22 protein-coding genes are annotated in these 25,404 nt (G+C 72.8%); 12 read left to right on the forward strand and 10 right to left on the reverse strand.

The window, feature by feature from the left end; translation table 11 throughout:
* The first annotated feature begins 460 nt into the window (after positions 1 to 460).
* Together ACN28F_RS28170 and ACN28F_RS28175 are read left to right on the forward strand one after the other, a co-directional pair.
* Positions 461 to 658: a hypothetical protein gene (locus tag ACN28F_RS28170; RefSeq protein WP_289205471.1), complete on the forward strand. Its 198-nt coding sequence runs from the start codon at positions 461 to 463 to the stop codon at positions 656 to 658.
* 439 nt (positions 659 to 1,097) lie between these two features.
* A complete protein-coding gene (locus ACN28F_RS28175; protein WP_421360479.1) occupies positions 1,098 to 2,681 on the forward strand; it encodes an ArnT family glycosyltransferase in 1,584 nt (527 codons plus the stop codon).
* A gap of 38 nt (positions 2,682 to 2,719) precedes the next feature.
* Here ACN28F_RS28175 and ACN28F_RS28180 read toward each other — a convergent pair whose 3' ends face one another.
* The 3 genes from ACN28F_RS28180 to ACN28F_RS28190 form a co-directional block, all read right to left on the reverse strand.
* Positions 2,720 to 5,557, reverse strand: coding sequence for a glycosyl hydrolase family 95 catalytic domain-containing protein (locus ACN28F_RS28180; RefSeq protein ID WP_421360481.1), 2,838 nt, complete (start codon positions 5,555 to 5,557; stop codon positions 2,720 to 2,722).
* Positions 5,558 to 5,790: 233 nt separating this feature from the next.
* A complete protein-coding gene (locus ACN28F_RS28185; protein ID WP_421360483.1) occupies positions 5,791 to 8,019 on the reverse strand; it encodes a S8 family serine peptidase in 2,229 nt (742 codons plus the stop codon).
* Positions 8,020 to 8,118: 99 nt separating this feature from the next.
* Positions 8,119 to 9,069 (reverse strand): LysR family transcriptional regulator, encoded by a 951-nt coding sequence (locus tag ACN28F_RS28190; RefSeq protein ID WP_289205476.1) that lies wholly within the window; start codon positions 9,067 to 9,069, stop codon positions 8,119 to 8,121.
* A 91-nt stretch (positions 9,070 to 9,160) separates the two neighbouring features.
* Here ACN28F_RS28190 and ACN28F_RS28195 point away from each other — a divergent pair, with 91 nt between their 5' ends.
* Entirely contained in the window at positions 9,161 to 10,180 is a 1,020-nt protein-coding gene (locus ACN28F_RS28195) for an SMP-30/gluconolactonase/LRE family protein (protein ID WP_421360485.1), read from the forward strand.
* 24 nt (positions 10,181 to 10,204) lie between these two features.
* Here the strand turns inward: ACN28F_RS28195 and ACN28F_RS28200 are convergent, their stop codons facing one another.
* Positions 10,205 to 10,627: an HIT family protein gene (locus ACN28F_RS28200; RefSeq protein ID WP_289205478.1), complete on the reverse strand. Its 423-nt coding sequence runs from the start codon at positions 10,625 to 10,627 to the stop codon at positions 10,205 to 10,207.
* A 17-nt stretch (positions 10,628 to 10,644) separates the two neighbouring features.
* Complete coding sequence (locus ACN28F_RS28205) at positions 10,645 to 11,154, reverse strand: hypothetical protein (protein ID WP_421360487.1); 510 nt, start codon at positions 11,152 to 11,154, stop codon at positions 10,645 to 10,647.
* 24 nt (positions 11,155 to 11,178) lie between these two features.
* On the opposite strand from ACN28F_RS28205, the gene ACN28F_RS28210 reads away from it, so the two are divergent.
* Complete coding sequence (locus tag ACN28F_RS28210) at positions 11,179 to 11,739, forward strand: hypothetical protein (protein ID WP_289205480.1); 561 nt, start codon at positions 11,179 to 11,181, stop codon at positions 11,737 to 11,739.
* A gap of 409 nt (positions 11,740 to 12,148) precedes the next feature.
* Here the strand turns inward: ACN28F_RS28210 and ACN28F_RS28215 are convergent, their stop codons facing one another.
* Positions 12,149 to 12,283, reverse strand: a complete 135-nt coding sequence (locus tag ACN28F_RS28215; RefSeq protein WP_421360491.1) for a hypothetical protein — start codon at positions 12,281 to 12,283, stop codon at positions 12,149 to 12,151.
* On the opposite strand from ACN28F_RS28215, the gene ACN28F_RS28220 reads away from it, so the two are divergent.
* Positions 12,282 to 12,458 (forward strand): hypothetical protein, encoded by a 177-nt coding sequence (locus ACN28F_RS28220; protein WP_289205482.1) that lies wholly within the window; start codon positions 12,282 to 12,284, stop codon positions 12,456 to 12,458. The two genes, ACN28F_RS28215 and ACN28F_RS28220, sit on opposite strands and share 2 nt — an antisense overlap.
* 68 nt (positions 12,459 to 12,526) lie before the next feature.
* A complete protein-coding gene (locus ACN28F_RS28225; RefSeq protein ID WP_289205483.1) occupies positions 12,527 to 14,260 on the forward strand; it encodes a hypothetical protein in 1,734 nt (577 codons plus the stop codon).
* Between the two features lie 29 nt (positions 14,261 to 14,289).
* On the opposite strand, the gene ACN28F_RS28230 is transcribed toward ACN28F_RS28225, so the two are convergent.
* Positions 14,290 to 14,997 carry a hypothetical protein gene (locus ACN28F_RS28230; RefSeq protein ID WP_289205484.1) on the reverse strand — a complete coding sequence of 236 codons (708 nt, stop codon included), beginning with the start codon at positions 14,995 to 14,997 and terminating at the stop codon, positions 14,290 to 14,292.
* 382 nt (positions 14,998 to 15,379) lie between these two features.
* Between ACN28F_RS28230 and ACN28F_RS28235 the strand changes: the two genes are divergently transcribed.
* Complete coding sequence (locus tag ACN28F_RS28235; RefSeq protein WP_289205485.1) at positions 15,380 to 16,432, forward strand: helix-turn-helix domain-containing protein; 1,053 nt, start codon at positions 15,380 to 15,382, stop codon at positions 16,430 to 16,432.
* On the forward strand, positions 16,429 to 17,040 hold the full coding sequence (locus ACN28F_RS28240; protein ID WP_421360494.1) for a hypothetical protein: 612 nt from the start codon (positions 16,429 to 16,431) through the stop codon (positions 17,038 to 17,040). The genes ACN28F_RS28235 and ACN28F_RS28240 overlap by 4 nt, the downstream gene beginning before the upstream one ends.
* A 65-nt stretch (positions 17,041 to 17,105) precedes the next feature.
* Here ACN28F_RS28240 and ACN28F_RS28245 read toward each other — a convergent pair whose 3' ends face one another.
* Positions 17,106 to 18,386 carry an endonuclease/exonuclease/phosphatase family protein gene (locus ACN28F_RS28245; RefSeq protein ID WP_289205487.1) on the reverse strand — a complete coding sequence of 427 codons (1,281 nt, stop codon included), beginning with the start codon at positions 18,384 to 18,386 and terminating at the stop codon, positions 17,106 to 17,108.
* Positions 18,387 to 18,667: 281 nt separating this feature from the next.
* On the opposite strand from ACN28F_RS28245, the gene pyk reads away from it, so the two are divergent.
* The 4 genes from pyk to ACN28F_RS28265 all read left to right on the forward strand — a co-directional run bounded on the left by pyk (position 18,668) and on the right by ACN28F_RS28265 (position 22,687).
* Positions 18,668 to 20,116, forward strand: a complete 1,449-nt coding sequence (pyk, locus tag ACN28F_RS28250) for a pyruvate kinase (protein ID WP_289205488.1) — start codon at positions 18,668 to 18,670, stop codon at positions 20,114 to 20,116.
* Between the two features lie 2 nt (positions 20,117 to 20,118).
* On the forward strand, positions 20,119 to 21,078 hold the full coding sequence (locus ACN28F_RS28255; protein WP_289205489.1) for an acyl-CoA thioesterase: 960 nt from the start codon (positions 20,119 to 20,121) through the stop codon (positions 21,076 to 21,078).
* 79 nt (positions 21,079 to 21,157) lie between these two features.
* Entirely contained in the window at positions 21,158 to 21,619 is a 462-nt protein-coding gene (locus ACN28F_RS28260) for an RrF2 family transcriptional regulator (protein ID WP_289205490.1), read from the forward strand.
* A gap of 162 nt (positions 21,620 to 21,781) precedes the next feature.
* The gene (locus ACN28F_RS28265) at positions 21,782 to 22,687 is read left to right on the forward strand and encodes a sulfite exporter TauE/SafE family protein (protein WP_289205491.1); all 906 of its coding nucleotides are present in this window, start codon (positions 21,782 to 21,784) and stop codon (positions 22,685 to 22,687) included.
* Here ACN28F_RS28265 and ACN28F_RS28270 read toward each other — a convergent pair whose 3' ends face one another.
* Positions 22,688 to 24,169: a pyridoxal-dependent decarboxylase gene (locus ACN28F_RS28270; RefSeq protein ID WP_289205492.1), complete on the reverse strand. Its 1,482-nt coding sequence runs from the start codon at positions 24,167 to 24,169 to the stop codon at positions 22,688 to 22,690.
* A gap of 65 nt (positions 24,170 to 24,234) precedes the next feature.
* Positions 24,235 to 25,347, reverse strand: a complete 1,113-nt coding sequence (locus tag ACN28F_RS28275; RefSeq protein ID WP_421361549.1) for a LacI family DNA-binding transcriptional regulator — start codon at positions 25,345 to 25,347, stop codon at positions 24,235 to 24,237.
* Between the last annotated feature and the right edge of the window lie 57 nt (positions 25,348 to 25,404).

The following is a 25,404-nucleotide window of genomic DNA, read 5'->3' on the forward strand; positions in this document are numbered from 1 at the left end:
CCCTGCTGGTCGGGGCGAGGGTTGCGCTGAGTGCCTGCGGCTCGCCGGCCGAGTCCAGCGGCTGACGATCCGATCGGCGATCCTGGGCCCGCCCGAGATCCGAGCGGACCCAGGGTCGCCACCGGCGGACGGCAGCGCTGTCCGGACTCCCAGTCGGCCGTACGCCAGTTGGCGTCCCACGGCGTGGCGTGCGCGCTACGGGGCTGCCCAACGCCTCGCGCAACGCCTGTTCGCGTTCGGCTGTTGCGGCCTCGATCCTGGGCCGCAGATCGTCGAGGATGGACGCCATGGGGGCATCTCGTGAAATACCCGGCCGGTTCACCATCAGGTTCTTGCCGGCCCCGACGGCGTTCGCCAACTGTGTCGCGGCCTGCTCGGCCTCCGCCGGGAACTCGATGGCGGCCAGCGCCTCGCCTCAGCCGGGTGGTCAGGAACCCACGTACCACCTCGGCCGGCTCCGGTGCGGCGCGCCGGGCCGAGCTACTCCTGTGCCTCCAGCACCGGGAAGGTGCACTCGGTCGGCGGGTCGACCGAACCGGGTGCCGCCGGGCAGACCTTCCTGAGCTCGCTGTACCCGGACGCCGGGCTCACCTCGGTCCGTCTGTCGCTGACCGGTGTTCCCACCGACGGCCTGGCGATCCAGGCGATCTGCGCCTGACCCGACGGCCACGATGATCCGGCGGGCCCGGTGACTGCTCGAGCAAGTCACCGGGCCCGCCGGTGTGTGGCGTCCACCGCCTGCGGGCTGTTGACGGGGTGACCGACGGCCGCCAGCGGACTGCGGGGACCAACTTCGTCCCAGTCTTATCCTCCTGGAGGATCAAAACCCCACAGGAGGATCACGCCGGAACAGGATCAAGGGTCCGGAGGCCCCTTCGGCGCGACAGCACCGGCAGGACGGTCTCTGGCCGGTCCGCGCAGGACGGTCGCAGCAGAGTCGCCGGGTAGGCTGGCTGCCCGTGAGTCTTTTGCGCAAGCCGGGAGTCCTCGACCAGGATGTACCCATCGTCTCGGATGACCGTCCAGCGCCAGCGAAGCAGGACTCGGACCGGACCGGGTGGCTGCGGCGGCACCGACGCTGGTGGTATCCGCTGGTCGTGATCGCGCTACTGGGGCAGCTGGCGTTCGCGATGGTCACCACCGCGCTGGCCCAGACACCGACCGTTGACGAGCCGGTGTACGTGGGGGCGGCAGCGCTCTACCGCCACGGCGGCGGACTGCAGGTCAACCCGGAGCATCCACCGCTGGGCAAGCTGATCATGGCGGTCGGTCTGGCGGTCGCCGACCCCCGGATCGAGCCGACCTTCCGGGGCAACCAGTCGGATCTCGGCCGGCACGTGCTGTACGAGGCTGGGAACGACGCCGACCGGCTGATGCTGCTGGCCCGGCTGCCGATGATCCTGCTCACCCTCGGCTTCGGGCTGGTGGTCTTCGCGTTCGCCCGGGACCTGACCGGCCGGGCTGGTGCCCTGGTGGCCCTGGCGGTGTACGCCTTCACCCCCGACGTGATCGCGCACGGCTCCCTGGCCACCCTCGACGTGCCGGCCGCCGGGTTCCTGCTCACCTCGGCCTGGCTGCTGTGGCGGTCCCGGCGACGGCCCTGGGTGTATCTGCCAGCCGCCGGCCTGACACTCGGGGCGGCGCTGGCCACCAAGATGAGCGCGCTGGCGGCGGTGCCCGTACTCCTGGCTCTGGCCGCCTGGTCGGCCTGGCACGCCCGGCCGACGCTGCCCCGGGTCCGCCGGCTCGCCGACGCCGGCGCGGGCGCCGGCGGGACCGGGCTGCTCGCGGTGGCGACCGTGTGGGCCAGCTACCTGGTCGTCGACCCCCGGCTGCAGCGGCCAGCACCCGACACGCTGCCGACGGTGGACGGGTTACGTGCCACGGTCGTCGACTGGCTGCCGTTTCCCGGCTCGTTCCGCGACGGCATGCTGATCCAGTTCGGCTTCGAGGACTGGGCGTGGGGCGGCTATCTGTTTGGCGAGACGTACTCCGGCCACCTCTGGTACTACCTGCCGGCCGCGTTGCTGGTGAAGACGCCGCTCGCCGCGCTGGTGCTGTGGCTGGTCGGTGCGGCCGCGCTGCTGGCGGTGCCCCGGCTGCGCCCGGCAGCCGCGTACCTGCTGGTGCCGGCGGCCGTGCTGATGGCGGCCGCGATGACCGGCTCGCGCGACCTCGGTGTGCGGTACGCGATCTTCATCCCGGTCTTCCTGGCCGTCGCCGCTGCCGCCGTGACGGCCGTACGGTGGCCGACCGTCGCCGCCCGGGTCGCCCGGCCGGTGGCGGCGGTGCTGGTCGTGCTGGTCGCGGTCAGTTCGGTGCGTGCGTTCCCGTTCTATCTGCCCTACGCCAACGAGGCGTTCGGCGGCCCGGCCCGGACGTACCAGCACCTGCATGACTCGAATGTGGACTGGGGGCAGGACCTGGGCCGGCTGGCGGACCGGCTGCGCCAGCGCTACCCGGACGAGCAGGTGTGGCTGGCCTACAAGGGTGCCGGCGTGCCGGAGTACTACGGCATCACCGCATCCGATCCACGGGAGGCGGCACCCGATGAGGTACGCGGCCTGCTGGTGGTGTCGAACACCTGGGTGGCGACGGCCGGCGGGCAGCTGCGCGAGCTGATCGATAGCAGTGAGCCGATCGACCAGGTCGGTCACTCGATGACGATCTACCGCCGCTGACCCCGGAGCATCGTCGTGGCCGGTCCGCACCCGCGTGGTCAGGTCGTCGTGCAGGTGATGTTGGTCGGTGGGTTGTTCGTCCCGCTGACGCTGGCGAGGAAGCCGAAGGTGGCGGAGCCGCCGGCGGGCAGCGACCCGTTGTAGGACACGTTGGTGACCCGCACGTTCCCGCCGCTCTGGGTGTGGGTGCCGTTCCAGAGCTGGTTGATCGCCTGACCGTTGGTGAAGGTCCAGGTGACGGCCCAGCCCTGGATCGGTGCGGTCCCGGCGGTCACGGTGACCTCGCCCTGGAAGCCGCCGGGCCACGAGCCGGTGACCGCGTACGTCGCCCGCGCTCCGGACGACGGGGGAGAGCTGCTCGGACTCGGGGTCGGCGTCGGGGAGAGGGACGGGCTGGGCGAGACCGACGGGGACGGGCTGGGCGACAGGGTCGGCGTCGGTGACGGCGACGCGCCGGGGCGGGCGAGCCGGTAGGTGTGTCCGGCGCGGACGGCGAACGCGACCACGTCGGTCTCGGGCCGGGTGCTGCCCGGGGTGCTGCCGTCGTCGACGTCGGTGAGGGTGAAGCTGCCGGTGAACAGCCGGGCCCGCAGCCGTACGGTGCCGTCGCGGTCGGCGCGGACGTGAAACTCGTCGGCCTGGCCGGCGCGCCACGCCATCGCGACCGTGTAACCGCCCCGGCCCCGTAGCCCGGCCACCTGCCCGGTCGGCCAGGCGGTCGGCAGCGCCGGCAGCAGGTGCAGTTCGCCGTTGTGGCTCTGCAGCAGCATCTCGGCGATCCCGGAGGTCGCCCCGAAGTTCCCGTCGATCTGGAACGGCGGGTGCAGGTCGAACATGTTCGGCGCCAGCCGGTCGGTGCGGACCAGGTCACGCAGCAGCTTGTGGGACCGGGCGGCGTCGTCCAGCCGGGCCCAGAAGTTGATTTTCCAAGCCAGTGACCAGCCGGTGCCGTCGTCGCCCCGGATTTCCAGGGTCCGGCGGGCGGCCTCGAACAGCTGGGGCGTGCCCCGCCGGGTGATCTGGTTGCCGGGGTGCAGCCCGTAGAGGTGGGAGACGTGCCGGTGGTTGCGCTCCGGCTCGACCCAGTCGGCCAGCCACTCCTGAATGTTGCCCCGGGAGCCGATCCGCATCGGCGCCAGCCGGTCCCGGGCCGCCCGTACCTGGGTCCGCAACGTCGGGTCCACGCCGAGGACCTCGCTGGCCCGGGCGACCCCGTCGAACAGGTCCCGCAGGATCTGGTTGTCCATGGTGGGCCCGGCGCAGACGCTGGCGTCGCCGTGGTGGGCGATCTCGGGGGAGTTCGACGGGTTGGTGACCAGGTATCCCAGCGTCGGATGGGTGACCAGGGTGTCGAGGAAGAACTGGGCCGCGCCCTTCATCGCCGGGTAGTTGGTGCGCAGGAACGTGACGTCACCGGTGAACTGGTAGTGCTCCCAGACGAGGGTGGCCAGCCACGCGCCGCCGGTGGGCCACATGCCCCAGAACGCGCCGTCGACCACCGAGGAGCCCCGCCACCCGTCGGTGTTGTGGTGGGTCACCCAGCCGCCCGCGCCGTACTGCGCCTGCGCGGTCCGCGCGCCGCTGATCGCCAGGTCCCGGACCAGGTCGAAGACCGGCAGGAAACACTCGGACAGGTTCGTCGTGTCGGCCGGCCAGTAGTTCATCGGCAGGTTCGCGTTGATCGTGTACTTCGAGTCCCACGGCGGGGTCATCGAGTCGTTCCAGATGCCCTGCAGGTTGGCCGGCTGGGTGCCGGGCCGTGACGAGGAGATCAGCAGGTAGCGGCCGTACTGGAACAGCAGCGCGGAGAACTGCGGGTCGTCGACGCCCGCGTGCTGGGCGATCCGGACGTCGGTCGGCTGGTCGGCCGCCGCCGTACGGCCCAGGTCGATCGACACCCGGTTGAACAACGCCTGGTAGTCGGCCAGGTGCCGGCTGCGCAGCTGGTCGTGCCCGACGGTACGGGCGGCGGCCAGCCGGTTGCGGGCGCTGCCCTGGTAGTCGCCGTCGACGGTGCGGAAGTCGACGTAGCTGGAGCCGATCGACACCAGCACCGTGACGCTGGTGGCACCGGACACCCGCAGGGTGCCGCCGGAGCTGCTGACCGTGCCGCCGGTGGCGACGACGTTCGCCAGGGCGAGGAACCGCACCCTGCCGGTGACGCCCTCCATGGTGCCGGAGGTGCCGTCGAGCGCGATGGTGCTGGAGTCCGGGCTGGAGACGGTGGTCCGCTGTGGGCTGTCGAAGGTGGCGGTGAAGGTGATCGCGTTGGCCCGGTCGGCGGTGAGGCGGGCGACGATCACCTGGTCGGGGGCGCTGGCGAACACGTCCCGCTGGTACCGCACACCGTTCTGGACGTAGCTGGTGGTGACGACCGCCGTGGTGAGGTCGAGGGTGCGGTGGTACTGCGACACCCCGCTGGCGTTGCCGAAGGCGAGCCGCAGGTTGCCGACCGGCTGGTAGGCCAGCTGTCCGCCGGGGGTGCCCATCATGGTCTGGTTGATCAGGTTCTGTGCCTGGCTCCACTGGTCGGCGAAGACCAGCCGGCGGATCTCGGCCAGCGCGCCGGCACCGCGCGGGTTGGCCGAGTCGTACGGGCCGCCCGCCCAGATGGTGTCCTCGTTGAGCTGCAGCCGGTCGGTGTCGACGTTGCCGAACACCATCGCGCCGAGTCGGCCGTTGCCGACGGGCAACGCGCGCAGCCAGTCGGTGCCGGCGGGCTCGTCGTACCAGAGCGCCATGTCACCGGCGGCGAGCACCTGTGCCGGCGTCGCCGGATCGGCGCGGGCGAGGGCCGTCCATCCCGTCGGCAGCAGCATGGCCCCCGCGCCGGCCGCGCCGGCGGTGAGGAGTCTCCGTCGGGTGACGTCAGGCATCGTGGTCTCCAGGGGTGCGGGTGCCAAGGACGGTCAGACGGGCCGTCGCGGGCCCGCGCGAGGAGGCGGGCCCGCGACGACACCGGCCGGACAGCCCGTGTGCGCGCTCTCACCGACCGACCCCTGCCCGAGGCCGTACGGCGGAGACCGGGCCGACCGATCCCTCATTCCCCAATGAAGTCCGTCGTTGTTAACGCTAACGAAATAGATCGATGGGTGTCAACGGCTTCGGGTCAGATGGTGAGCCGCCAGCCGTCGATGTACGCCGGGCCCGACTCGCCCCAGTAGTGGTCGGCGACCCGCAACTTCCAGGTGCCGTTGGCGCTCGGGTACCCGGACAGATCAACCACGAAGGTCCGGAACATGTTCGGAATCCCCATCCCGTTGACACCCTGCAGCCCGAACACCTGCCCGTCCGGGCCGACCAGGTCGAAACTGAGATGCCGTGACCAGGGGTGCACCACGCGGACGTCCACGTAGCTGTTGCGGCTCGCGGCCCGGGAACATCCGGTCACCGTGATCGGGCTCTCGACGGTGCTGAGCTCCCCGATCGGCACGTCGGCGGTGGCCTGGCCGCCGCAGACCGGGACGGGCAGGTCGGCTCCGGCGAGGTCGAGCGTCCAGGAATCGAAGAACCCGGTGCCCATCGGGCCTCCGTCGATGACCCGCAGGATCCAGGTCCCGTTGGCGGTGGAGCCGGACAGGTCGTAGGTGAACGTGTGGTCCACGTCCGGACCTGTCCCCAGACCGGTGCGGGACAGCAGGAAGTGCCGGGTGCCGTCCGGGGCGTACAGGTCCACCTGCAGATCATGGATTCCGCTGTGCACGATCTTGACCGCGACGGTGCTGTTGTGGGCTGCGGTGCCGGCGCAGCCGGCGATGGTGATCGGCACGTCGACGGTCCCGCCGAACAACGGCAGCGGCATGTCGGTGTCGTTCGACCCGACGCAACCCGGGAGCGCCTCGACGGTGAGGGTGAACCTGACCATCCGGGTGGCGGTGGCGCCGGTGCCGAAGACCACGACCGGGTACGTGCCGGCGGCGGTGATGGCAGTCGTGGAGACGGTCAGCGTGGTGGTGCCGGTCGAGTCGATGGTGGACGGGGTGAAGGTGGCGGTGGCACCCCGAGGCAGCCCGGCGGCGCTCAGGGCGACAGGTTGCGCCGTGCCGGCGGTGACGGTCGCGGTGATGGTGGTGGCGGCGGTGCCGCCGGCGGTGACGGTGGCCTGGGCCGGGCCGGCGGCGAGGGTGAAGTCGTGGCCGGGGGTGGTGTCGTTGACGTAGAGGAGCCGGTCGGTCGTGCCGGCACCGGGGTTGCCGACCACGCCGGGGGTGGCGCGGTCGAGCAGCGCGGCGGTGACCTGGGCCGGGGTGTGGTCGGGGTGTTCGGCGAGGATCAGCGCGGCCGCGCCGGCGACGTGCGGAGCGGCCATCGAGGTGCCGCTGGCCGGACGGGCGGCGGTGTCGTCGGTGATGCCGGCGGAGACGATGTCGACACCGGGGGCGAAGATGTCGACGCAGCCGCCGATGTTGGAGAACGCCGCGCGGGTGTCGTCCGGGCCGGTGGCGGCGACGGTGATCGCCTGCGGGGCCCGGGCGGGGGAGTAGCCGCAGGCGTCGGCGCCGCTGTCGTTGCCGGCGGACACGACGTAGGTGACGCCGTCAGCGGTGGAGCGGGCGATCGCCTCGTCCATCGGGGCGTAGGCGGGCCCACCGAGGCTCATGTTCGCCACCGCCGGCTCACCCGGATCGTGATCGGCAGTGACCCAGTCGATGCCGGTGATCACGGTGGCGACGTTGCCGTTGCCGTTGCAGTCGAGCACCCGTACGGCGACCAGCTCCACGTTCTTGGCCACACCGTACGTCGTGCCGCCGACCGTACCGGCGACGTGCGTGCCGTGCCCGCGACAGTCGGTCGGGTCGTCGTCGTTGTCGATGGTGTCGCGCCCGGCCCGGACCCGGCCGGTGAACTCGGTGTGCGACATCCGGATCCCGGTGTCGATGACGTACGCCCGGACGACCGGCGCGACCCGTGGGTAGCTGAAGCTACCGTCGAGTGGCTGGCTGCGTTGGTCGATGCGGTCCAGCCCACAGGAGGGTGCGGGCGTCTGCACGTCGGCGGCGGTCACGGTGTGGTTCTGGGTGACCGAGTCGACACGGGGATCGGCGGCGAGCCGGCGGGCCTGGCGCGGCGTCAGGTGCGCTTCGAAGCCGTGCAGGGCGTGGCGCCAGGTGCGGGCGACGGTGCCGCCGTGCCGGTCGGCGACCGCCCGGGCGGTACGGTCCACCGTGCTGGTGGCGGCGGCCGTGTCGGCCAGGACGACGATGTAGGAGTTGGCGACCGCGGTCGGGCCGCCGACCGCGTGGACCGTCGCTTCGGGTACGGCGGCGACCGCCGGTACGGCCGGTGCCAGGGCCAGCAGCGTCGCCGCCACCAGCACCCCGGCTCGTTTCGACACCATTCGAGTTGCTCCTCCCCAGGATTCGATCCGTTCTGGACAGGAAAACATCGACGATCCACGATGAGAACGTTCCTCGCCGAACTTGGGGCGGTTGCCGGGTCACGCCAGCGATGTCGTGGCGGCCCGCCGTTTCCGGCGCTGGTCGCGGGTGAGCCGTCCGACGACCGTGGCGAGTGCCAGCCCGGCCGGCGGCGTCGCGTCCCGCCGCCACACCAGCTCCAGGTCCGGGGCGGCCACCTCGTCGGTCAACGGGAGGACCACGCCGTCCATGGTGGGCAGTGTGGCGAGGGACCGGGGTACCAGCGCGAAACTGTTCTCGTCGGCCAGCCCGACCCGCCGCCACCCCAGCTGTGCGCAGTCGGCGATCTCGACGACCACCCCGGCCCGGACGCAGGCGGCCAGGACGGCGGACCGGTATCCCGGTGCCAACTCCTCCGGGGGCAGACTGAGCCGACCGCCGGCCAGGTCGGCCAACCCGACGCCGTCCGGTCCGGTGTCGTCCGGTCCGGCATCTGTCCGCAGGGCGAGCCGATGCCCGGCGTCGACGACGGCGACCAACGGTTCCCGGCGTACGGTGCACCTGTCTACATCGGATCGAGCCGGTAGCCCCCGGGTCAGCACCAGGTCGAACCGGCCGGCCCGCAGCCCGGCATCCAGCTCGGCCGGCCACGCCTCCTGCGTCCGTACGGTGATCTGCGGATGCGTCACCCGCAGCGCCGCCAGCAGACGGGGCAGCACCTCGGCGGCGGCGCTGGCGACCACCCCGAGCCGTACCGTCCCGGTCTGCCCGCTGCCGGCGGCCCGGGTCACCCGTACCACCGACTCGGCGTCGTCGAGCACCCGGCGGGCGGACGCCACGAAGGCCGCGCCCGCGTCGGTGAGCCGGGTCGGCCGCCGGTCGAACAGCGGTACGCCGAGTTGCCGTTCCAGGTCGCGGATCTGCCGGCTCAACGGCGGCTGCGCCATGTGCAACCGCCGTGCCGCGCCCTCGAAGCTGCCCTCCTCGGCGACGGCGACGACGTAGCGCATGACCCGCAGATCGACCGACATACCAGCACGGTATCCCGCCATACCCAGGCGATCTTGTTGTGGGTGTTTCCGCCGGTGAGGCTCGAATCGACCGACAACCGGAAGGACCACAGTGCACACCACTCGACTGCTCGCCGCCGCCACCGCCGTCGCCGCGACGGCCGGCGTACTCGCCGCCGGGCCGACGACCCCGGCGGTGGCCGCACCGATCGCCGACGGCATCGCCTCGGCGGCATCCCACCACCAGCACCAGCACCACCGGCCCGGAAGCTACGTGCTGGCCGGCGACGACGCCTACCCCGAAGGTATCGCCCGCGACCCGCGTGGGCCGTACTTCTACGTCAGCAGCCTGACCGACGGCCGGATCTACCGGGGCGACGTCCGTTCGTCGCGGACCTCGGTCTGGCTGCCCGGCAACGCCGCCGACGGCCGCACCACGGCCGGCGGCATGAAGGTCGACGCCGCCGGGCGGCTCATCGTCGCCGGCGGTGGCACCGGCTACGTCTGGGTCTACGACACCCGCAGCGGCGCCCTGCTGCACCGCTTCGCCACCGGCACCGCGAACCCGATGCTCAACGACGTGGCGTTGGCCGCCAACGGCGACGTCTACGTCACCGACTCGTTCCAGCCCACCCTCTACCGGATCACCGCCCGGCAGTTGCGTGGCGGTGGCGGGATGACCGTACCGCTGCGGCCGTTCCTCGACCTGCGGGGCACCAGCATCGACTACGACGACGGGTTCAACCTCAACGGGCTGGTGGTCACCCCCGACCAGCGGTACCTGATCGTGGCCGACTACAACGACGGTGCGCTGCACCGCGTCGACCTGCGGCGACGTACCGTCTCCGCGATCGACCTTGGCGGCGCGGCGGTGCACGGCGACGGCCTGCTGATGCGCGGCGACCTGCTGTACGCGGTCAGCAACCTCGACGGCGACGGCAACACGGTCAACGTGCTGCGGCTGCACCCGTCCGCCGGTCGGGCGACGCTGCTGGCCCGGGTCACCGACCCCCGGCTGCACGGCCCGTCGACGGCGGCGTTCGACGGCCGGGACCTGCTGGTGGTCAACTTCCAGTACGGGGCGAGCGACCCGGTGCTGCCGTACACGGTGGTCCGGCTGACGATCCGCTGATCAGGCGGTCGCCGGCAGGGCTGATCAGGCGGTCGGCGGCAGCGCGGCGGCGATCCGCTCGGCGTACAACTGGGCCTCGGCGTCGTCGGCGTAGCGGCTGCGCGGCCAGAAGAAGCCGCGCAGCCCGTCGCCCTTGGTTCGCGGTACGACGTGGGTGTGCAGATGTGGCACCGACTGCGACACCCGGTTGTTGATCGCCACGAAGGTGCCGCCCGCGCCGAGACCGGCCTCGACCGCCGCCGCCACCCGCTGCACCAGCGCGAAGTAGTCCGGCAGCGCGGCCGGCGGCAGATCGGTCAGCGTGACCACGTGCGGACGCGGGCTGACCAGCACGTGTCCACGGAACACCGGACGGGTGTCCAGGAACGCCACGCCGGCGGCGGAGTCGACGACCCGCCAGGCGGGGGAGTCCCCGGCGACGATCCGGCAGAACACGCAGGTGGTCATCGTCGCAGGCTAGCCGGTCACTGCTCGATCAGCAGGTTCCACCGCACGTCGGGGCCGGCCTCGACCCGGATGCCGGTCGGCCCGCCGGGGTGGTCCTGATCGAGGTTGCGGGTCAGGTACACCTCGTCGCCGGGGCAGTCGATGTCCATCCGCGACCCCGACTCCAGGATCACCGCCAGTTGGCCGGGGTCGTCGTCGGCGACGCAGTCGAGACTGATCCACAGCTGCCCGGGGCGCAGGTCGACGGTGCCGAGCGTCGCCGGCCCCCGGGTGGCGGTGACGGCGACCACCGGCCGGCTGCTGGTGGCCGGGTCCGGCAGTGCGGCCAGCGTCGGTGCCGGGGCGGCGGTGACCGATGGCCGCACCGGCGGTGCCGGGACCGCCCCGGGCTCCGCTGCGCCGGTCGGCACCGACGTGCACGCGCCGAGCGCCAGCAGGCAGCCGAGGGCCAGCAGGGCGGGCCCGTGCGTCCCGGCAGCAGTGGACGGCGTCCCTCGACGTCGCCTTCTACTCTGAAGCCCGGCCACCGGGGAAGGACCAGGATGTCGCTCGTGGAGCATCTACCGACGATACTCGCGGTGGTCGTCGGCGGGGTGCTGACCTACGTCGGCACCGGGCTGACCGAGCGCAGCCGCTGGCAACGGGAGCAGGCCGTACGGTGGGACGAACGCCGACTCGCCGGCTACGTCGAGTTCGCCGCCACCGCCAAACGGATCGCGCTGCTCTCCTCCCGGGTGCTGGCCAGCCGGGGCGTGGTGACCGCCATCAGCCCGATCGGGCGGGACGAGGGTCTGGCCCTGCTCGGGCAGGCCGAGTCGGACCGTTCGGTGCAGTTCGAGTCGGTCCTGCTGCTCGCCGACGAACCGACGATCACCGCCGCGCAGACGCTGACCGAGACCCTGTGGCGGCTGGAGGCCTTCGCCACCGGTGACGAGCCCGTCGACGAGCAGGCCTGGCGGGAGGGCTTCGCCGACTACCGGCAGGCCCGTGCCGAGTTCTACCGGTGGGCGCGCCGCGACATGGGGGTGCGGCCGGCGCGGATCCCGACGTCGGCGATCGCGTCCCGCGACGTCCGGCCGCCGGGCTCGTTGGCGGCCACCGGCACCGACTGAGTCGGCGGCACCGACCGGCCCCCCGGCTGCCACGACACCGACCGCGTCGGGATCTATCACACCGGACGACCGAACGCCAAGCACCAGAGCTCCGTGACGTCGCGGATTACCCGCCTGCCGGATCGCTGCGAGCCTTCCACCGTCCACCCGCCCACCACCGGGCCGGGACGTCGAGAAGGGATGCTCACCATGAGACATCGGATCAGGCGGGCGGCCATCGGCCTGCTCGCCGCCGTCGCCGTGGCCGTCGGCATGGGAGTCGTCGCCGCGCCGGCCAACGCGGCGGCGCAGAGCTGGTACGCCTACAAGTCTTCAAGTCCGGGGCCCGCGGCTACGTCGTCACCGGCGGCACGGTCGACTTCCAGTCGAAGCGACTCGTCGTCGGCAACAACTGGGGCCAGGCACACTCCTACACCTGCAGCGGCACCAGCCCGGTGACGATCAGCAACATCCGGGTGTCCGTCTCCTGGCAGCTCACCGGCACGAGCCTCACCAGCTGCACCATCTCCTGGCCGCCCGGCTGCACGGTCAGCGGTGGTGTCATGAACGGCAAGGCTTACCACTCCGGTTCCGGGTCGGGCAGCTACCGCAGGGTGAGTCAGGCCGGCTGGATCTATGTCGGTTCCGGCAGCGACAAGTTCTACTACAACGCCGAGGCCCGGTTCATCAACGGCAACAACACCCGATACACCGTGGCGTACGCCAGCAAGTCGAGCTAGAAGTCCGCGCGCGGGTGCGGCCGGGGTGCGCGTCACCTCGGCCGTCGCCGATCGGTGAAGGGATCCCCATGTCGCGTACGTCCCGGGTGTCGGGCCGCCTGGCGTCGGCCCCACTGGTCGTCGCCCTGGCCGTGGCGGCGGCGCTGGTCGCCACGGCCGCCGTACTCACCGTCCACCACTCCGCCAGCGCGCCGGCGGCCCCGCCAGGCCCGCCTGACATCGCGCAGGCCTTCGAGGCACTGGTGGTCCGCCAGCCGGACACGGCGGAGGTCCTCTACCCGCAGGGCGGCCCACAGCTGCGGCACGTGATGACCGCCGCCGGGGCGCTGCAGCGCCGGGGCCAGCTCCATCCCGGTCTGCTCGCCCGGGTACGCGGCCTCACCACCGCCGACTGGGCCGCCTACCTGGACCGGTACCCCTCGGTCGCCAGCGACGAGAGCGCCGACTATCCGGCGTACTTCGCCATCTGGCAGTGGGACCGGCTCAACCGGGACCTGGCCGCCGCCGGTCACGAGCCGCTGCCGACCCCACCGCCGGTGGCGGCCAGGGTCGCGGCGCTGGCCCGGTCGCCGCAGCTGACCGGGGTGCACCGGCTGTGGGCGATGCGCCTCGGGCACCTGGCCGGTGACCGGACGCTGGCACCGCCGCGCGGCAGCTGCGCCGAACTGGCCGCGCGGCTGGCCGATCCCGTCCGGCTCGGCGAGGACACCACCTTCGGCTGGCTGCCGGCGACGCCGGCCCGGCCGTTGTGCCAGGGCGACCCAGGCCTGGTGACCGGCGCGGCCGACACCGCCGTCGGCAGCTACCTCGGTGCCATCCGCTCCCGAGGCGAGATCGGCGGCGGCGACCTGCGGACATTGGCGCTGCTCGTCGAGGTCGCGACGGTGGCCGACGCCGGTCACCGCCCGCCCGGCGACCTGACGGCGCTGCACCGGCGGGCGGTCGAAACACTGCAGCAGCAGGCCGACGCCGGTGCCCTGCGGCTCGACCCCGACGATCTGGCCTTCTTCGACCTGCTGCATCCCGCACCGCCGCGCTATCCGCCGGCACTGCTGCGACGGGTGCAGATGGCCCTGCTGACCGTCGGCCGGGTGCCGTACGCGGTGGACAGTGCCGGGCTCACCACGGTGCTCGCCCCGGCGACCGGCGCGCTGCTCGGTGTCGACCTGTCGGTGACGCCGCGACCGGCTCCGTCGGACGGACTCGCGGTCGACGCGGTGATCGAAGCGCTCGGGCTGCGTACCCCCGGTGCGGTGCCGCAGCTGTCGGCGCGGCTGCTCGACGACGTGACGTTCGACGGGCTGCACCACGCGGCGGTCACGATGCACGCCTACGCGGTGACCGGCGACTGTGCCCGGGCGCAGCGACGCGCGGAGCACCTGCGGGAGCTGACCGGCGGGGTCGTCGACGACCTCGCCGACGGGGTCGGCATCGACTACGCGGCGCTGCTGCACGTCGCGGCCGCCGCCTGCCAGGTGCCGACCGGACTGCCGCAGCCGGACCAGCTGATCGACGCGGCGCGGCGGGGCATCGCCACCGGTCGGGCCACCGAGGTCTGGCGCGGTGCCGAAGTCGTCTGCCTGCTCGATGACGCGGCGGGTACGGCACCGTCGACGGATCCGGTCCGGCGGCGGCTGGCCGCCGTCGCCGAATCCGCGCTCGCCGGCTACGCCAGCGGAGCCGCCTGGTCCGTGCCGGAGTACGGGCTCATCGACCTGTACGCGGGACTGCGACTACGGCAGATCGCCGCGACCGGCTGCGCCGGGGCCTGGTGGGACGGGGTGCGCGGGGCCGCGACGTGACAACCGGGCAACGGTACGGCATCGGCTGTTCACGGCAGGTGCTGCGGGCCGACCAGCCCCCACCGTAGCGCGGCGCTGACCAGGGCCTCCTTACGCCAGCTCCGGTGCGCACGCAGCCCGTCGTGGACACCGGCGAGTCCCAGCTTGCCGACCAGGTAGCAGATGTGCGCGTCGACGGCCCGGGCGCTGATCGGGCTGCCCCGGCCGGTGAGGGTCGCGGCGATCTCCGCCGAGGTGGCCAGGGGACGGTGGAACTCGCCACGCAGCCGGGGTTCGCACAGCACCCGCAACACCTCGAAGTAGCCGGTACCGGGGGTCAGGTCACCGGCGTCCCGCGCGCCATCGGACGGGCAGGCCGGCACCGTCGAGACGTCGACGGCCGCCGGTTCCGGCCCGAACACGGTCAGCAGTGCGACGGCACCGGCCCGTACCCGGCCCAGTTCGAAGGGGATGACCACGGCGGCCCGGCCGGCGACGACGGTGATCGTGTTGTGCGGCTGTTCCAGGTCCTCCACGAGGAAGCTGGTCGGGCCCGGGTTGTCGACCCGCCAGTGGTCCAGATGGGCGACGATGCGCCCCCGCAGTGCGGCCGGGCCCGGCACGTACACGGTCACCGTGCGACGGCAGCCGCCGCACCGGCAGGTGCCGAAGTCGAGTGTCTCGCCGTTGTCGAGGTCCCAGACCTCGTTGCTGCCCACGCCTGGTGCGACGGTCAGCACGCTGACCACGTGTGCCATCGAGGATCTCCTCTGCCGGCGGTTGCCAACGGCACGCGCGGTCCCGTCGGTCGTCCACTGCCTGGTCTACCGGTGCGCCGTGGCGCGGCTCAAGGAAATGACGTCGGTAGATCAGTCGAGGCCGAAACCTTCGTGATCGCGAAGGTGTCCGTTGCGGACGGACGCACCGTGCGTCGCCGGGTACCCTTCGGCATCGGGGGCCGGGCGCGCCGGGCACCACGGCCCGACTCGGTCACGGCGACGGTGCGCGCGGCGGTCGGGTCGCGGCCGGTATCCGCCGGGCTGCGGGATCCCGCAAGCTCCGGGCACGGTCAGGTCACGATCTTGTCGCCCTGACGATCTGCTGATTGCATGGTCAGGCACATGGGGGAGGTGGAAGACCATGCCGCAGTCACGCTGGCCCTCGGCGGTCGGGACCGCCGTACCGTCACTGACCTGTCGTGGGCGTTCCCCGGACGCCGACCTGATCTACCGGCACCTGCTCGGGTCCGGCCCGGCGCTGGTCTCCGAGGTGGCCGGCGAGCTCGGCATGGCGCGTCGCCGGGTCGGTGCCGCACTCGACGAACTCGCCGCGATCGGCGCGGTGGCCCGTCGGCCGTCCGCCACCTCGGCAGACCCGCGATGGGCGGCCAGGCCGCCGTCGGCGCTGGCCGAACCGGTGCGCCGACCGACGACGACCATCCCGCCCGGCCCGACACGTCCCGCGCCGGTCCGCCGGCTCGCCGACACCCTCGGGGTCGACGTGCACCAACTCGGCGACGGCGTACGACATCTGGCCAGCCGGGCGGCGACCCGGGCCCGGCTCGCCGAACTCGTCGCGGTGGCCCGCCACGAGCATGTCGCGATGCACCCGGAGCAGACGTTCGACGCCGAGGCGCTGCGCTCGGCCGCGCCGATGGACCGCACCCTGCTGGACCGGGGCGTGCGGATGCGGATCCTCGGGGTGCAGCCACCCGAGCCCGGACCGGTGGTGCGGCACCGGTCGGAGCCGGCCCAGTGCCTGCCCGAGTACCGCATGGCGGCGACGTTGCCGGTCAAGCTGCTCGTCGTCGACCGCAGGTACGCCTTCTTCCCCGTCGCGCCCGACGACGTCGAACGCGGCTACCTCGAGGTGGCGCAACCCCCGATCGTCGCCGCGCTCGTGGCGCTGTTCGAGCAGCACTGGAACGACGCCGAGAGCCTGCAGGAGTGCGCTGTGCCGCAGATCGACCTCAACCCCCGGGAGCGCGCGCTGGTCGCTTTGCTCGCGCAGGGGCACACCGACGTCACCGCCGCGCGGGAGCTGCGGATCAGCCCCCGGTCGGTGTCGAACGTGCTCCGGTCGCTGATGGAGCGGCTCGGCGTGACGAACCGGTTCCAACTCGGGCTGGCCCTGGGTGCGGCCCACACCGCGGCACCGCATCGCCGCACCGACACCGAGGAGAGTCCCCAATGACCCCGACTGTGGCCGATCGGCCCGGACCTCGCCGTACGGTCGGGCGCCGTACGGTCCGCGGCACCGCGTTCGCCGTCGTGCTGGCCGCGCTGCTGGCCTGCCTGCCGGGGATGCCGGCCGGCGCGAGCACGGTGACCTGGATCCCGGCGTCGTGCGCCACCGCCGCCTTCACCGGCCACGCCGTCGAGCCGGTCGGCGGACCGTTCCCGGTGAACCGGGTGCGGTTGACCGGGTGGATCGAGCCCTGCGCCGAGCTGCCGGCCGGTGCCCGGTTCGCCACTCTCACCTACACCGGTCGTCAGGCGACCTTCAACACGGTGAATCCGCCGCTGCGTGCCTACGGTGCCGCCACCGGGCCGACGTGGTTCACCACCACCGTCGACGTGCGAACCGACACCCTGTCGGAGTCCGACCATCCGCAGGCGCACTGCGTACTGCTCGACGGGCGGGTCCGGCTGGCCTGCGTCGGGCTCGACACGGCAGGGCTGCCCCGGGTGACCACGGTCGTCCCGATCGGCACCGACGACGTACGGGTCCGCGACAGCCCGGTGGTGATGGTCCCGACGCGTAACCACACGCCCGACCCGGTCTGCGGCACCTGCGTCTGACCTGGGCGGTCGGCCGCGCGTGCGCAGCGGCACGCGCGGCCCGGTCAGCGGCGCACCTGACCCGGTCAGCGGCGTACGTCGAGCCAGACCAGGCGGTGGTCCGAGGTGGGGAACCCGCCGGGCAGCGCCGGGTCGTAGTCGCCGACCAGCCGGAACAGCGGGTCGTCCGGTGTCGGCCAGAACACCCCGGCACCGCGTACCGGCAGGCCCCGGGCGGGCAGCAGGTAGTCGACCCGCAGGTTGCCCGGCGTGCCGTCGGCGAAGTCGGCGGTGTCGAAGCGTGGGTCGCCGACGTGGGTCAGGTTCGCGCCGCCCTGGCGCTGCGCCGCCGCCGGGCCGCCCGCGCTGGCCGGCGGCCGCCGGTCGTCGATGAGCGGGTGTCCGGTGAGCTGCCGGGCCGCGCCGGGCAGGCTGTCGCCGTCGTACGGGTCGGAGTTGAGGTCGCCGGCGATCACGAACCGGGCCCCCGGTCGGAGTCCGCCCCGGCGGCCCCGGTCGTCGTAGATGTAGCCGGACCGGGCCGGCCGGACGTAGTCGGCCCAGAACCGGATCTCGTCGTGGTTGCGGCGGCCGTTGCGGTCCTCCGGGCCGTCGAACACCGGCGGGGTGGGGTGGCTGGCCAGCAGGTGCACGGTCTGCCGGCCGACGCGCACCGGCACGTCCCAGTGGCTCTTCGACGACAGCCGCAGATCGGCCAGGGCGGCGGGGGAGTACCAGTCGCCCGGTTCGTCGGTGGCCGGGTCGTCGGGCAGCAGCGCGCCCGGCATGTCCCGCCAGCGGAACGTCTGGAAGGTGCGCACCGACCGCAGGTCGATCGGGTGCCGCGAGTACACCGCCATGCCGTACTGGCCGGGGAAGGCGCCGAAGCCGTACGCGTCGTCCGGGCCGCCGACCGTACCGTCGCGGTTGAGGTCGTGCCCGGAGGGCACGCCGGTGTTCGACGGTGCGCTGAACCGGTACGGGTAGTGGATCGGCGCGGCACCGCCCTGCCCCCGGGACAGGTAGTTGCGCTGGAACAGGTCCACGGCCCGGCCCTGCGGGTCGTGGTCGAACTCGTTGATCAGCAGGACGTCGGGGCGGACCCGCTGGATCACCTCGGCGACGTTGGCTGCCTGCCGGTCGCCGGGGGTGGACAGGTCGGCCACGAGGGCACCGGCGGCGGCCCGGTTGAGCGAGGCGTTGAAGGTGGCGAACCGGACGTCGTCCGGCCCGCCGGCACTGACCGGCCGGGGTGCCATGGTCGGCCGACCGGCGCTCGCCGGCCCAGGCGCCAGCCCGGTCGCAAGGACCGCGGCGAGCACCGCCGCCAGCCCGGTCACCGTCGGTGTGTGTCGCCGCTGAGTCACCGTGCCAGCCTTCCGGTCGAGGTGGCGACCAGTCAACCGGATCAATGTGACGGGGGCGAGAACGACCGTCGAACGGATGCCGCGTCGCCCGGCCGGGCGTACCGCGATGGTCAACAGGCGCGCTACCCTGATGACGCGGTCGTCGATGCCCGCCGGTCCACCGCTGCCGCCGCGCCCGTCCCAGTACGATGTCCCGCGGAGCGCCGGGCGCTGGTGGGCACTTTCGTTCGGACATCTGACAGGGTCGGCCGATCGGTCGATCAAGGGGAGAGACTAGCCTCATGGGCGTGACACGCCGCGCAAAGATCGTTTGTACGCTTGGCCCCGCGACTGCGTCCCCGGAGCGGATCCGTGGGCTGGTGGAAGCGGGCATGGACGTGGCCCGGCTGAATTTCAGCCACGGCAGCCACGACGACCACCAGCAGGTGTACCGCCTGGTCCGGGAGGCCGCCCAGGCCGCCGGTCGGGCCGTCGCCGTCCTCGCCGACCTGCAGGGGCCCAAGATCCGCCTCGGCCGGTTCGCCGACGGGCCGCACGAGTGGCGGACCGGTGACTCGGTCGTCATCACCAGCGACGACATCCTCGGTAGCCGGGAGCGGGTCTCCTGCACCTACCGCAAGCTGCCCCAGGAGGTCCGCCCCGGTGACCGGCTGCTGATCGACGACGGCAAGGTCGCCGTCGAGGTCAGCGCGGTCGACGGCCCCGACATCCGGGTGCTGGTCGTCGAGGGTGGGCCGGTCAGCAACAACAAGGGTGTCTCGCTGCCGAACGTCGCGGTCAGCGTGCCCGCTCTGTCGGACAAGGACGCCGCGGACCTGCGGTTCGCGCTCGGGCTGGGCGCCGACATGATCGCGTTGTCCTTCGTGCGCTCGCCGGAGGACATCAAGCTGGTCCACTCGATCATGGACGAGGAGGGCATCCGTCGCCCGGTCCTTGCCAAGGTCGAGAAGCCGGAGGCGGTCACCCACCTGGAGGCCATCGTCGACGCGTTCGACGGGGTCATGGTCGCCCGTGGCGACCTGGGCGTCGAGTTGCCGCTCGACGAGGTCCCGTTGGTGCAGAAGCGGGCCGTGCAGCTGTGCCGGGAGAACGCCAAGCCGGTCATCGTGGCCACCCAGATGCTCGACTCGATGATCGAGAACTCGCGGCCGACCCGGGCGGAGGCCTCTGACGTGGCCAACGCGGTGCTCGACGGCACCGACGCGGTGATGCTCTCCGGGGAGACCAGCGTCGGCAAGTACCCGGTGCTCACCGTCAGCACCATGGCCAAGATCGTCACGACGACGGAGAACGGCTCGATCTCGGTGCCCCGGCTGCAGCACGACCCCCGTACCCACGGGGGTGCGCTCACCTCGGCGGCGTCGCAGATCGCGCGGGCGATCGGCGCTCGGGCGATGGTCGCCTTCACCCAGACCGGTGACACGGTGCGTCGGCTGTCCCGGCTGCACTGCGAACTGCCGCTGCTGGCCTTCACGCCGGTCGCCGAGGTGCGCGACCAGCTCGCCCTCTCCTGGGGCGTGGAGACCTTCCTGATGCCGTTCGTGCAGCACACCGATGACATGTTCCGCCAGGTCGACCAGGCCATGCTCGGCCTGGGCCGGGCCAACCCCGGCGAGTACGTGGTGATCGTCGCCGGTAGTCCGGTCGGCACGCCCGGCTCGACGAACACGCTGCGGGTGCACCAGCTCGGCACCCTGGTCGACGCCGCGGCGGCCCGGGCGTTGCAGTGATCATGGGCGACCAGCCGGCCGGGCAGGTCCCGGCCGGCTCAGCTCCGCAGGTCCCGGCCGGCTCCGCACCGTCGGACGCGGGGCAGGTCGGCCCGGTCAGCGGTCAGGCGGCCGTCGACCACCTGCTCGAAGTGCTCGACCTGGCCCCGACCGGTCCGGCCACGTTCCGGGGGATCAGCCCGAAGGTCGGTCCGCAGCGGGTCTTCGGTGGGCAGGTCGCCGGGCAGGCGCTGGTCGCCGCCGGTCGCACCGTCGATCCGCAGCGGCTGGTCCACTCCTTGCACGGCTACTTCGTCCGTCCCGGCGACAGTTCCCAGCCGATCGACTACGAGGTGGAGAACATCCGCGACGGCCGATCGTTCTCGGTCCGCCGCTCGGTGGCCTACCAGCATGGCAAGCCGATCTTCTTCATGTCGGCGTCGTTCCACCATGTCGAGGAAGGGCTGGAGCACCAGGCGCCGCAGCCGCCGGACGTACCGCCGCCGGACGCGGTGCCGACCATGGCGGAGCGGCTCGCCCGCTACCCCGAACGGCTCGGTGTCTGGGCGGTGATCCCGCGTCCGATGGACGTGCGCTACGTCGGTGAGCCGGGGCTGGTCGCGCCCGGTGACCGTCCGGCCGACCCGTACCAGCGGGTCTGGATCCGGGTCGACGGCAAGCTGCCCGACGACCCGCTGCTGCACGCCTGCGTGCTCACCTACGCCTCCGACCTGACGCTGCTCGACTCGGTGCTGTCGGTGCACGGCGAGGTGTGGGGTCCGGGCGGGGTGGTCGGTGCCAGCCTGGACCACGCCCTGTGGTTCCACCGGTCGTTCCGTGCCGACGAGTGGTTCCTCTACGACTGCTGGAGCCCGTCGGCGGCGGGCGGGCGTGGCCTGGCCACCGGCCGGATGTTCACTCGCGACGGCCGGCACATCGCCACCGCCGTACAGGAAGGGTTGCTCCGCCGGGTCGGCGGGTGACGCCCCGCGTGCGCCGCTGCCCGGGTTGGGCCGCCCGGCGTGGGCCGTGATCCGGAAACAGTGCCGTAACCTGAGAGGTATGCGTCTCTCCGCCCGGGTCGACTACGCGTTGCGCGCCATCGCCGAGTTGGCGTTCGTCGCCGGCACCCCGACCCGGACGGTGCTCACCGCCGAGCAGGTGGCCCGGTCCCAGGGGATTCCCGCGAAGTTTCTCGAGAGCATCCTGCTGCAGCTGCGCCGGTCCGGTGTGGTGCAGGCGCAGCGCGGGCCCGACGGCGGGTACTGGCTGGCCCGGCCGGCCGAGGAGATCAGCCTCGCGGAGATCATCCGGGTGATCGACGGCCCGTTGGCCCACGTGCGGGGTCACCGGCCGGAGGATCTGGGCTACCAGGGCGCGGCCGCGGCGCTGCAGGAGGTCTGGATCGCGTTGCGGGCCAGCGAACGGGAGATCCTCGAATCGGTCTCGGTCGCCGACGTCGCCACCGGCACCCTGCCGGACCGGGTGCGTGACCTCGCCGCCGACCCGCGCGCCTGGATCTGACGGCTCACCTGCGGCCACCGCTGCCGCGCCCAAAGCCACCCCGGTCGCTGCGCGGCTGACCGTCGCGGGTCGGGCTGACCAGATATTGCCGGTTGACAGGAGCACGCCGTGGGGCGCATTCTCTACTAACTCGGTAGGTTTGATCGCTGAAGTAGGTGTGCCGTGCGTAAACTGCTGGTCCTCGCCCTGGTCGGACTCCTCGCGCAACTGGTCGATGGCGCGCTCGGGATGGCGTACGGGGTCACCTCCACCACGCTGCTACTGCTCGCCGGCATCGCACCGGCATCGGCCAGCGCCTCGGTGCACCTGGCCGAGATCGGCACCACCCTGGCCTCCGGTACCGCCCACTGGCGCTTCGGCAACGTCGACTGGCGGGTGGTGGCGCGGATCGCCGTACCCGGGGCGATCGGTGCCTTCGCCGGTGCCACCCTGCTCAGCTCGATCTCCACCGAGGCAGCCGGCCCGTGGATGGCCGGCATCCTGCTCGCCCTCGGTACGTACCTGCTTGTCCGCTTCGCCCGACCGGTCACCGCCCGCCGCGAACGCCCGCCGCTGCGCAGCCGGTTCCTCGCCCCACTCGGCCTGACCGCCGGCTTCATCGACGCCACCGGCGGCGGTGGCTGGGGGCCGGTGGCCACCCCGGCGCTGCTGGTCTCCGGCCGGATGGAGCCCCGCAAGGTGATCGGCTCGGTCGACACCTCCGAGTTCCTCGTCGCGGCGGCCGCCAGCATCGGCTTCCTGATCGGCCTCGGCTCGCAGGGTTTCGTCCTGCCGATCGTCGGCGCGCTGCTGGTCGGCGGCCTGATCGCCGCACCGATCGCCGCCTACCTGGTCCGGATCGTGCCCGCCCAACTGCTCGGCGCGGCGGTCGGCGGACTCATCGTGCTGACCAACTCGCGGACCCTGCTACGCGCGTTCGACGCCCCCGACGCCGTCCGCTACACCGTGTACGGTGCCGTCCTCGTCGCCTGGGTGGTCGCCATCCGGCTGGCTCTGCGGGTGCTACGACGCACCGACCAGGCCGTCGCCACGCACCCGGATCACGACGAGCCCGTACCGGTGCGCTGACTACCTCGCCTCGGCGGAATCGGAGATCAACTGCCAGGCGGTGGCGACGTGCCGGCGTTCGGTACGCGGCCCACCCACCGCCAACCGCAGGGTGAACCGGCCCGCCACCCGGGTGTGGGTCAGCAGCACCCGCCCGTCGGCGTTGACCCGCCGCAGCAGTGCCTCGGCGGCCTCGTCCGGCTGGTCCCGCAGCTGGAAGCAGACCAACCCGAACGGGCCGGCGGTCACCAGGTCGAACCGGTCGTCGGCCCGCACCTGGTCGGCGAACCAGGCGGCGTGGGCCACCCCGGCCCGCACATGCGCCCGCAGGCCCTCGGCGCCGTACCAGCGCAGCACGAACCACAGCTTGAGGGCCCGGAACCGGCGACCCAACGGCACCTGCCAGTCCCGGTAGTCGAGGACCGCTCCCGACTCGGTGAGCGCGTTGCGCAGATACTCCGGCATCACCGTCAACGCCTCGACCAGCCCGGCCCGGTCGGCCACCCAGAACGCGTCACAGTCGAAGCCGGTCAGCAGCCACTTGTGCGGATCGAAACAGTAGGAGTCGGCCCACTCCAGGCCGGCATGCGTCCAGCGCAGCTCCGGGCAGACCGCCGCCGCACCGGCGTAGGCGGCGTCCACGTGCAGCCAGACCCCGTACTCGGCGCAGATCCGCCCGATCTCCGTCACCGGGTCGATCGCGGTGGTCGAGGTGGTGCCGATGGTGGCGACCACGATCGCCGGCCGGTGGCCGGCGGCCAGATCGGCGGCAATCGCCGTACGCAGCGCGTCGGGGCGCATCGCCAGGGTCACCGGGTCGACGTCGACCAGCCGGACGCCCCGGTCGCCGACGCCGGCGATCCGGGCCGCCTTCTCGATCGAGGAGTGCCCCTGGGTCGAGGTGTAGACGGTGTAACCGCCGGTGCCGGGCGCGGTGCTGGTCGCGGTGCCGACGGCGCGCCAGTCGCCGCCGCTGGCCCGGTGCAGCGCGGCCAGGGTGGCCACCAGCGTCGCCGACGAGGCCGAGTCCTGGATGACCCCGCCGCCGGCGGAGTCCGACCGGAACCGCTGCGGCAGCTCCAGCAACTGCGCCAGCCAGTCCATGACCACCGTCTCCAACTCGGTGCAGGCGGGACTGGTCGCCCAGAGCATGCCCTGGACACCGAGCCCGGCGCTGACCAGGTCGCCGAGCACGCTCGGTGCGGAGGTGTTCGCCGGGAAGTAGCCGAAGAAGCCCGGATGCTGCCAGTGGGTCAGGCCGGGTACCACCACCCGGTCGAGGTCGGCGAGGATCGCGTCGAACCGCTCGCCCCGCTCCGGCGGGGCGGCCGGCAGCGCCCCGGCCACCGCACCGGGTGCGGCGGTCGACTGGACCGGGTGTCGCTCCACCGTCTGCCAGTAGTCGGCGATCCAGTCGACGACCGCGTGCCCGTACCGCCGGAAGTCGTCGGCGGCCATCTGCGGTGCCGTAGGGGTCGTCGGGTTCTCGGTGTCGTCCGCCACGACGTCGAGTCGATCAAGAATCGGCCCGGTAGACAAGCCGGTCCGCACAGATCGACCCGGTCGGCTCAGCCGGTGCCGGTGCCGGCACCAGCCGCCCGCCGGGTCGACGGGGCGCCCCGCCCCGGCCGGGCCGCCGGTCGGCGGGCCCCCGGCAGGGGCACCTCGGCCCGCGCCTCGACGGCCGGGCCGGTGCTGGCCCGTACGGTCAGCCGTGGGTCGAGCAGGGTGGCGGCGGGGACGGACTCGCCGTCGACCTTGCGCATCAGCAGGGCCACCGCCTGCCGACCGACCTCCTCGGCCGGCACCAGCACCGAGGTCAGCGCCGGACCGGAGCGCTCGGCCACCTCGTCTGGGCAGATCGCCACCACCGAGATGTCGTCCGGCACCTGCCGGCCCAACGTCGGCAACGCGGCCAGCACGTGGCCCACCGCCGCCTCGTTGTGCACCACCAGCGCGGTCAGCCCGGGGTTGCGGTGCAGCAGCCCGGCCAGCTCCCGGCGGACGGCGTCGTAGTTCTCCTCGCAGGGCTGGGCGACGGCGTCGACGCCGTACCGGGCGGCGCTCTCGGTGACCCCGGCCCGGGTCCGGTGGGCGAACCCGGTCTCCCGTTCGTAGACCACCGACGGGGCGCCGAGCAGGGCGATCCGCCGGTGACCGAGGGCGGCCAGGTGCCCGACGCACACCTCACCGGCCCGATAGAAGTCCAGGTCGACGCAGGTCAGACCCGACGCCTCGGCCGGGAAACCGATCAGCACGCTGGGTCGTTCCAGCTCGCGCAGCAACGGCACCCGGGGGTCGCGCATCTCGACGTCCATCACCACGATGCCGTCGACCATCGCGCTGGCCGCGATCCGCCGTAGGCCGGCCGGGCCCTCGTCGGCGGTGACCAGCAGTACGTCGTGGTCGAACTGCCGGGCGGTGGTGACCACGCTGGTGGCGAACTGCATCAGGACCGGTAGGTGCATGCCGGAGCGCAACGGCAGCACCAGGGCGATCACGTTGGCCCGTCGGCTGGCGAGCGCGCGGGCCCCGGCATGCGGGTGGTAGCCGAGCGCGTGGATGCTGGCCAGCACCCGTTCCCGGGTCGACGCCGAGATCGCCCGCTTGCCGCTGAGCACATAGGACACGGTGCTGACCGCGACCCCGGCGTGCCGGGCGACGTCGGCGATCGTCACCATGTCGGGCCGCTTGCCGGTGCCGGCCGGTCCACCGTCCGGTGGTAGTGACCGCGTGGA

It is taken from the genome of Solwaraspora sp. WMMA2101, assembly GCF_049179175.1.
Lineage (GTDB): Bacteria > Actinomycetota > Actinomycetes > Mycobacteriales > Micromonosporaceae > Micromonospora_E.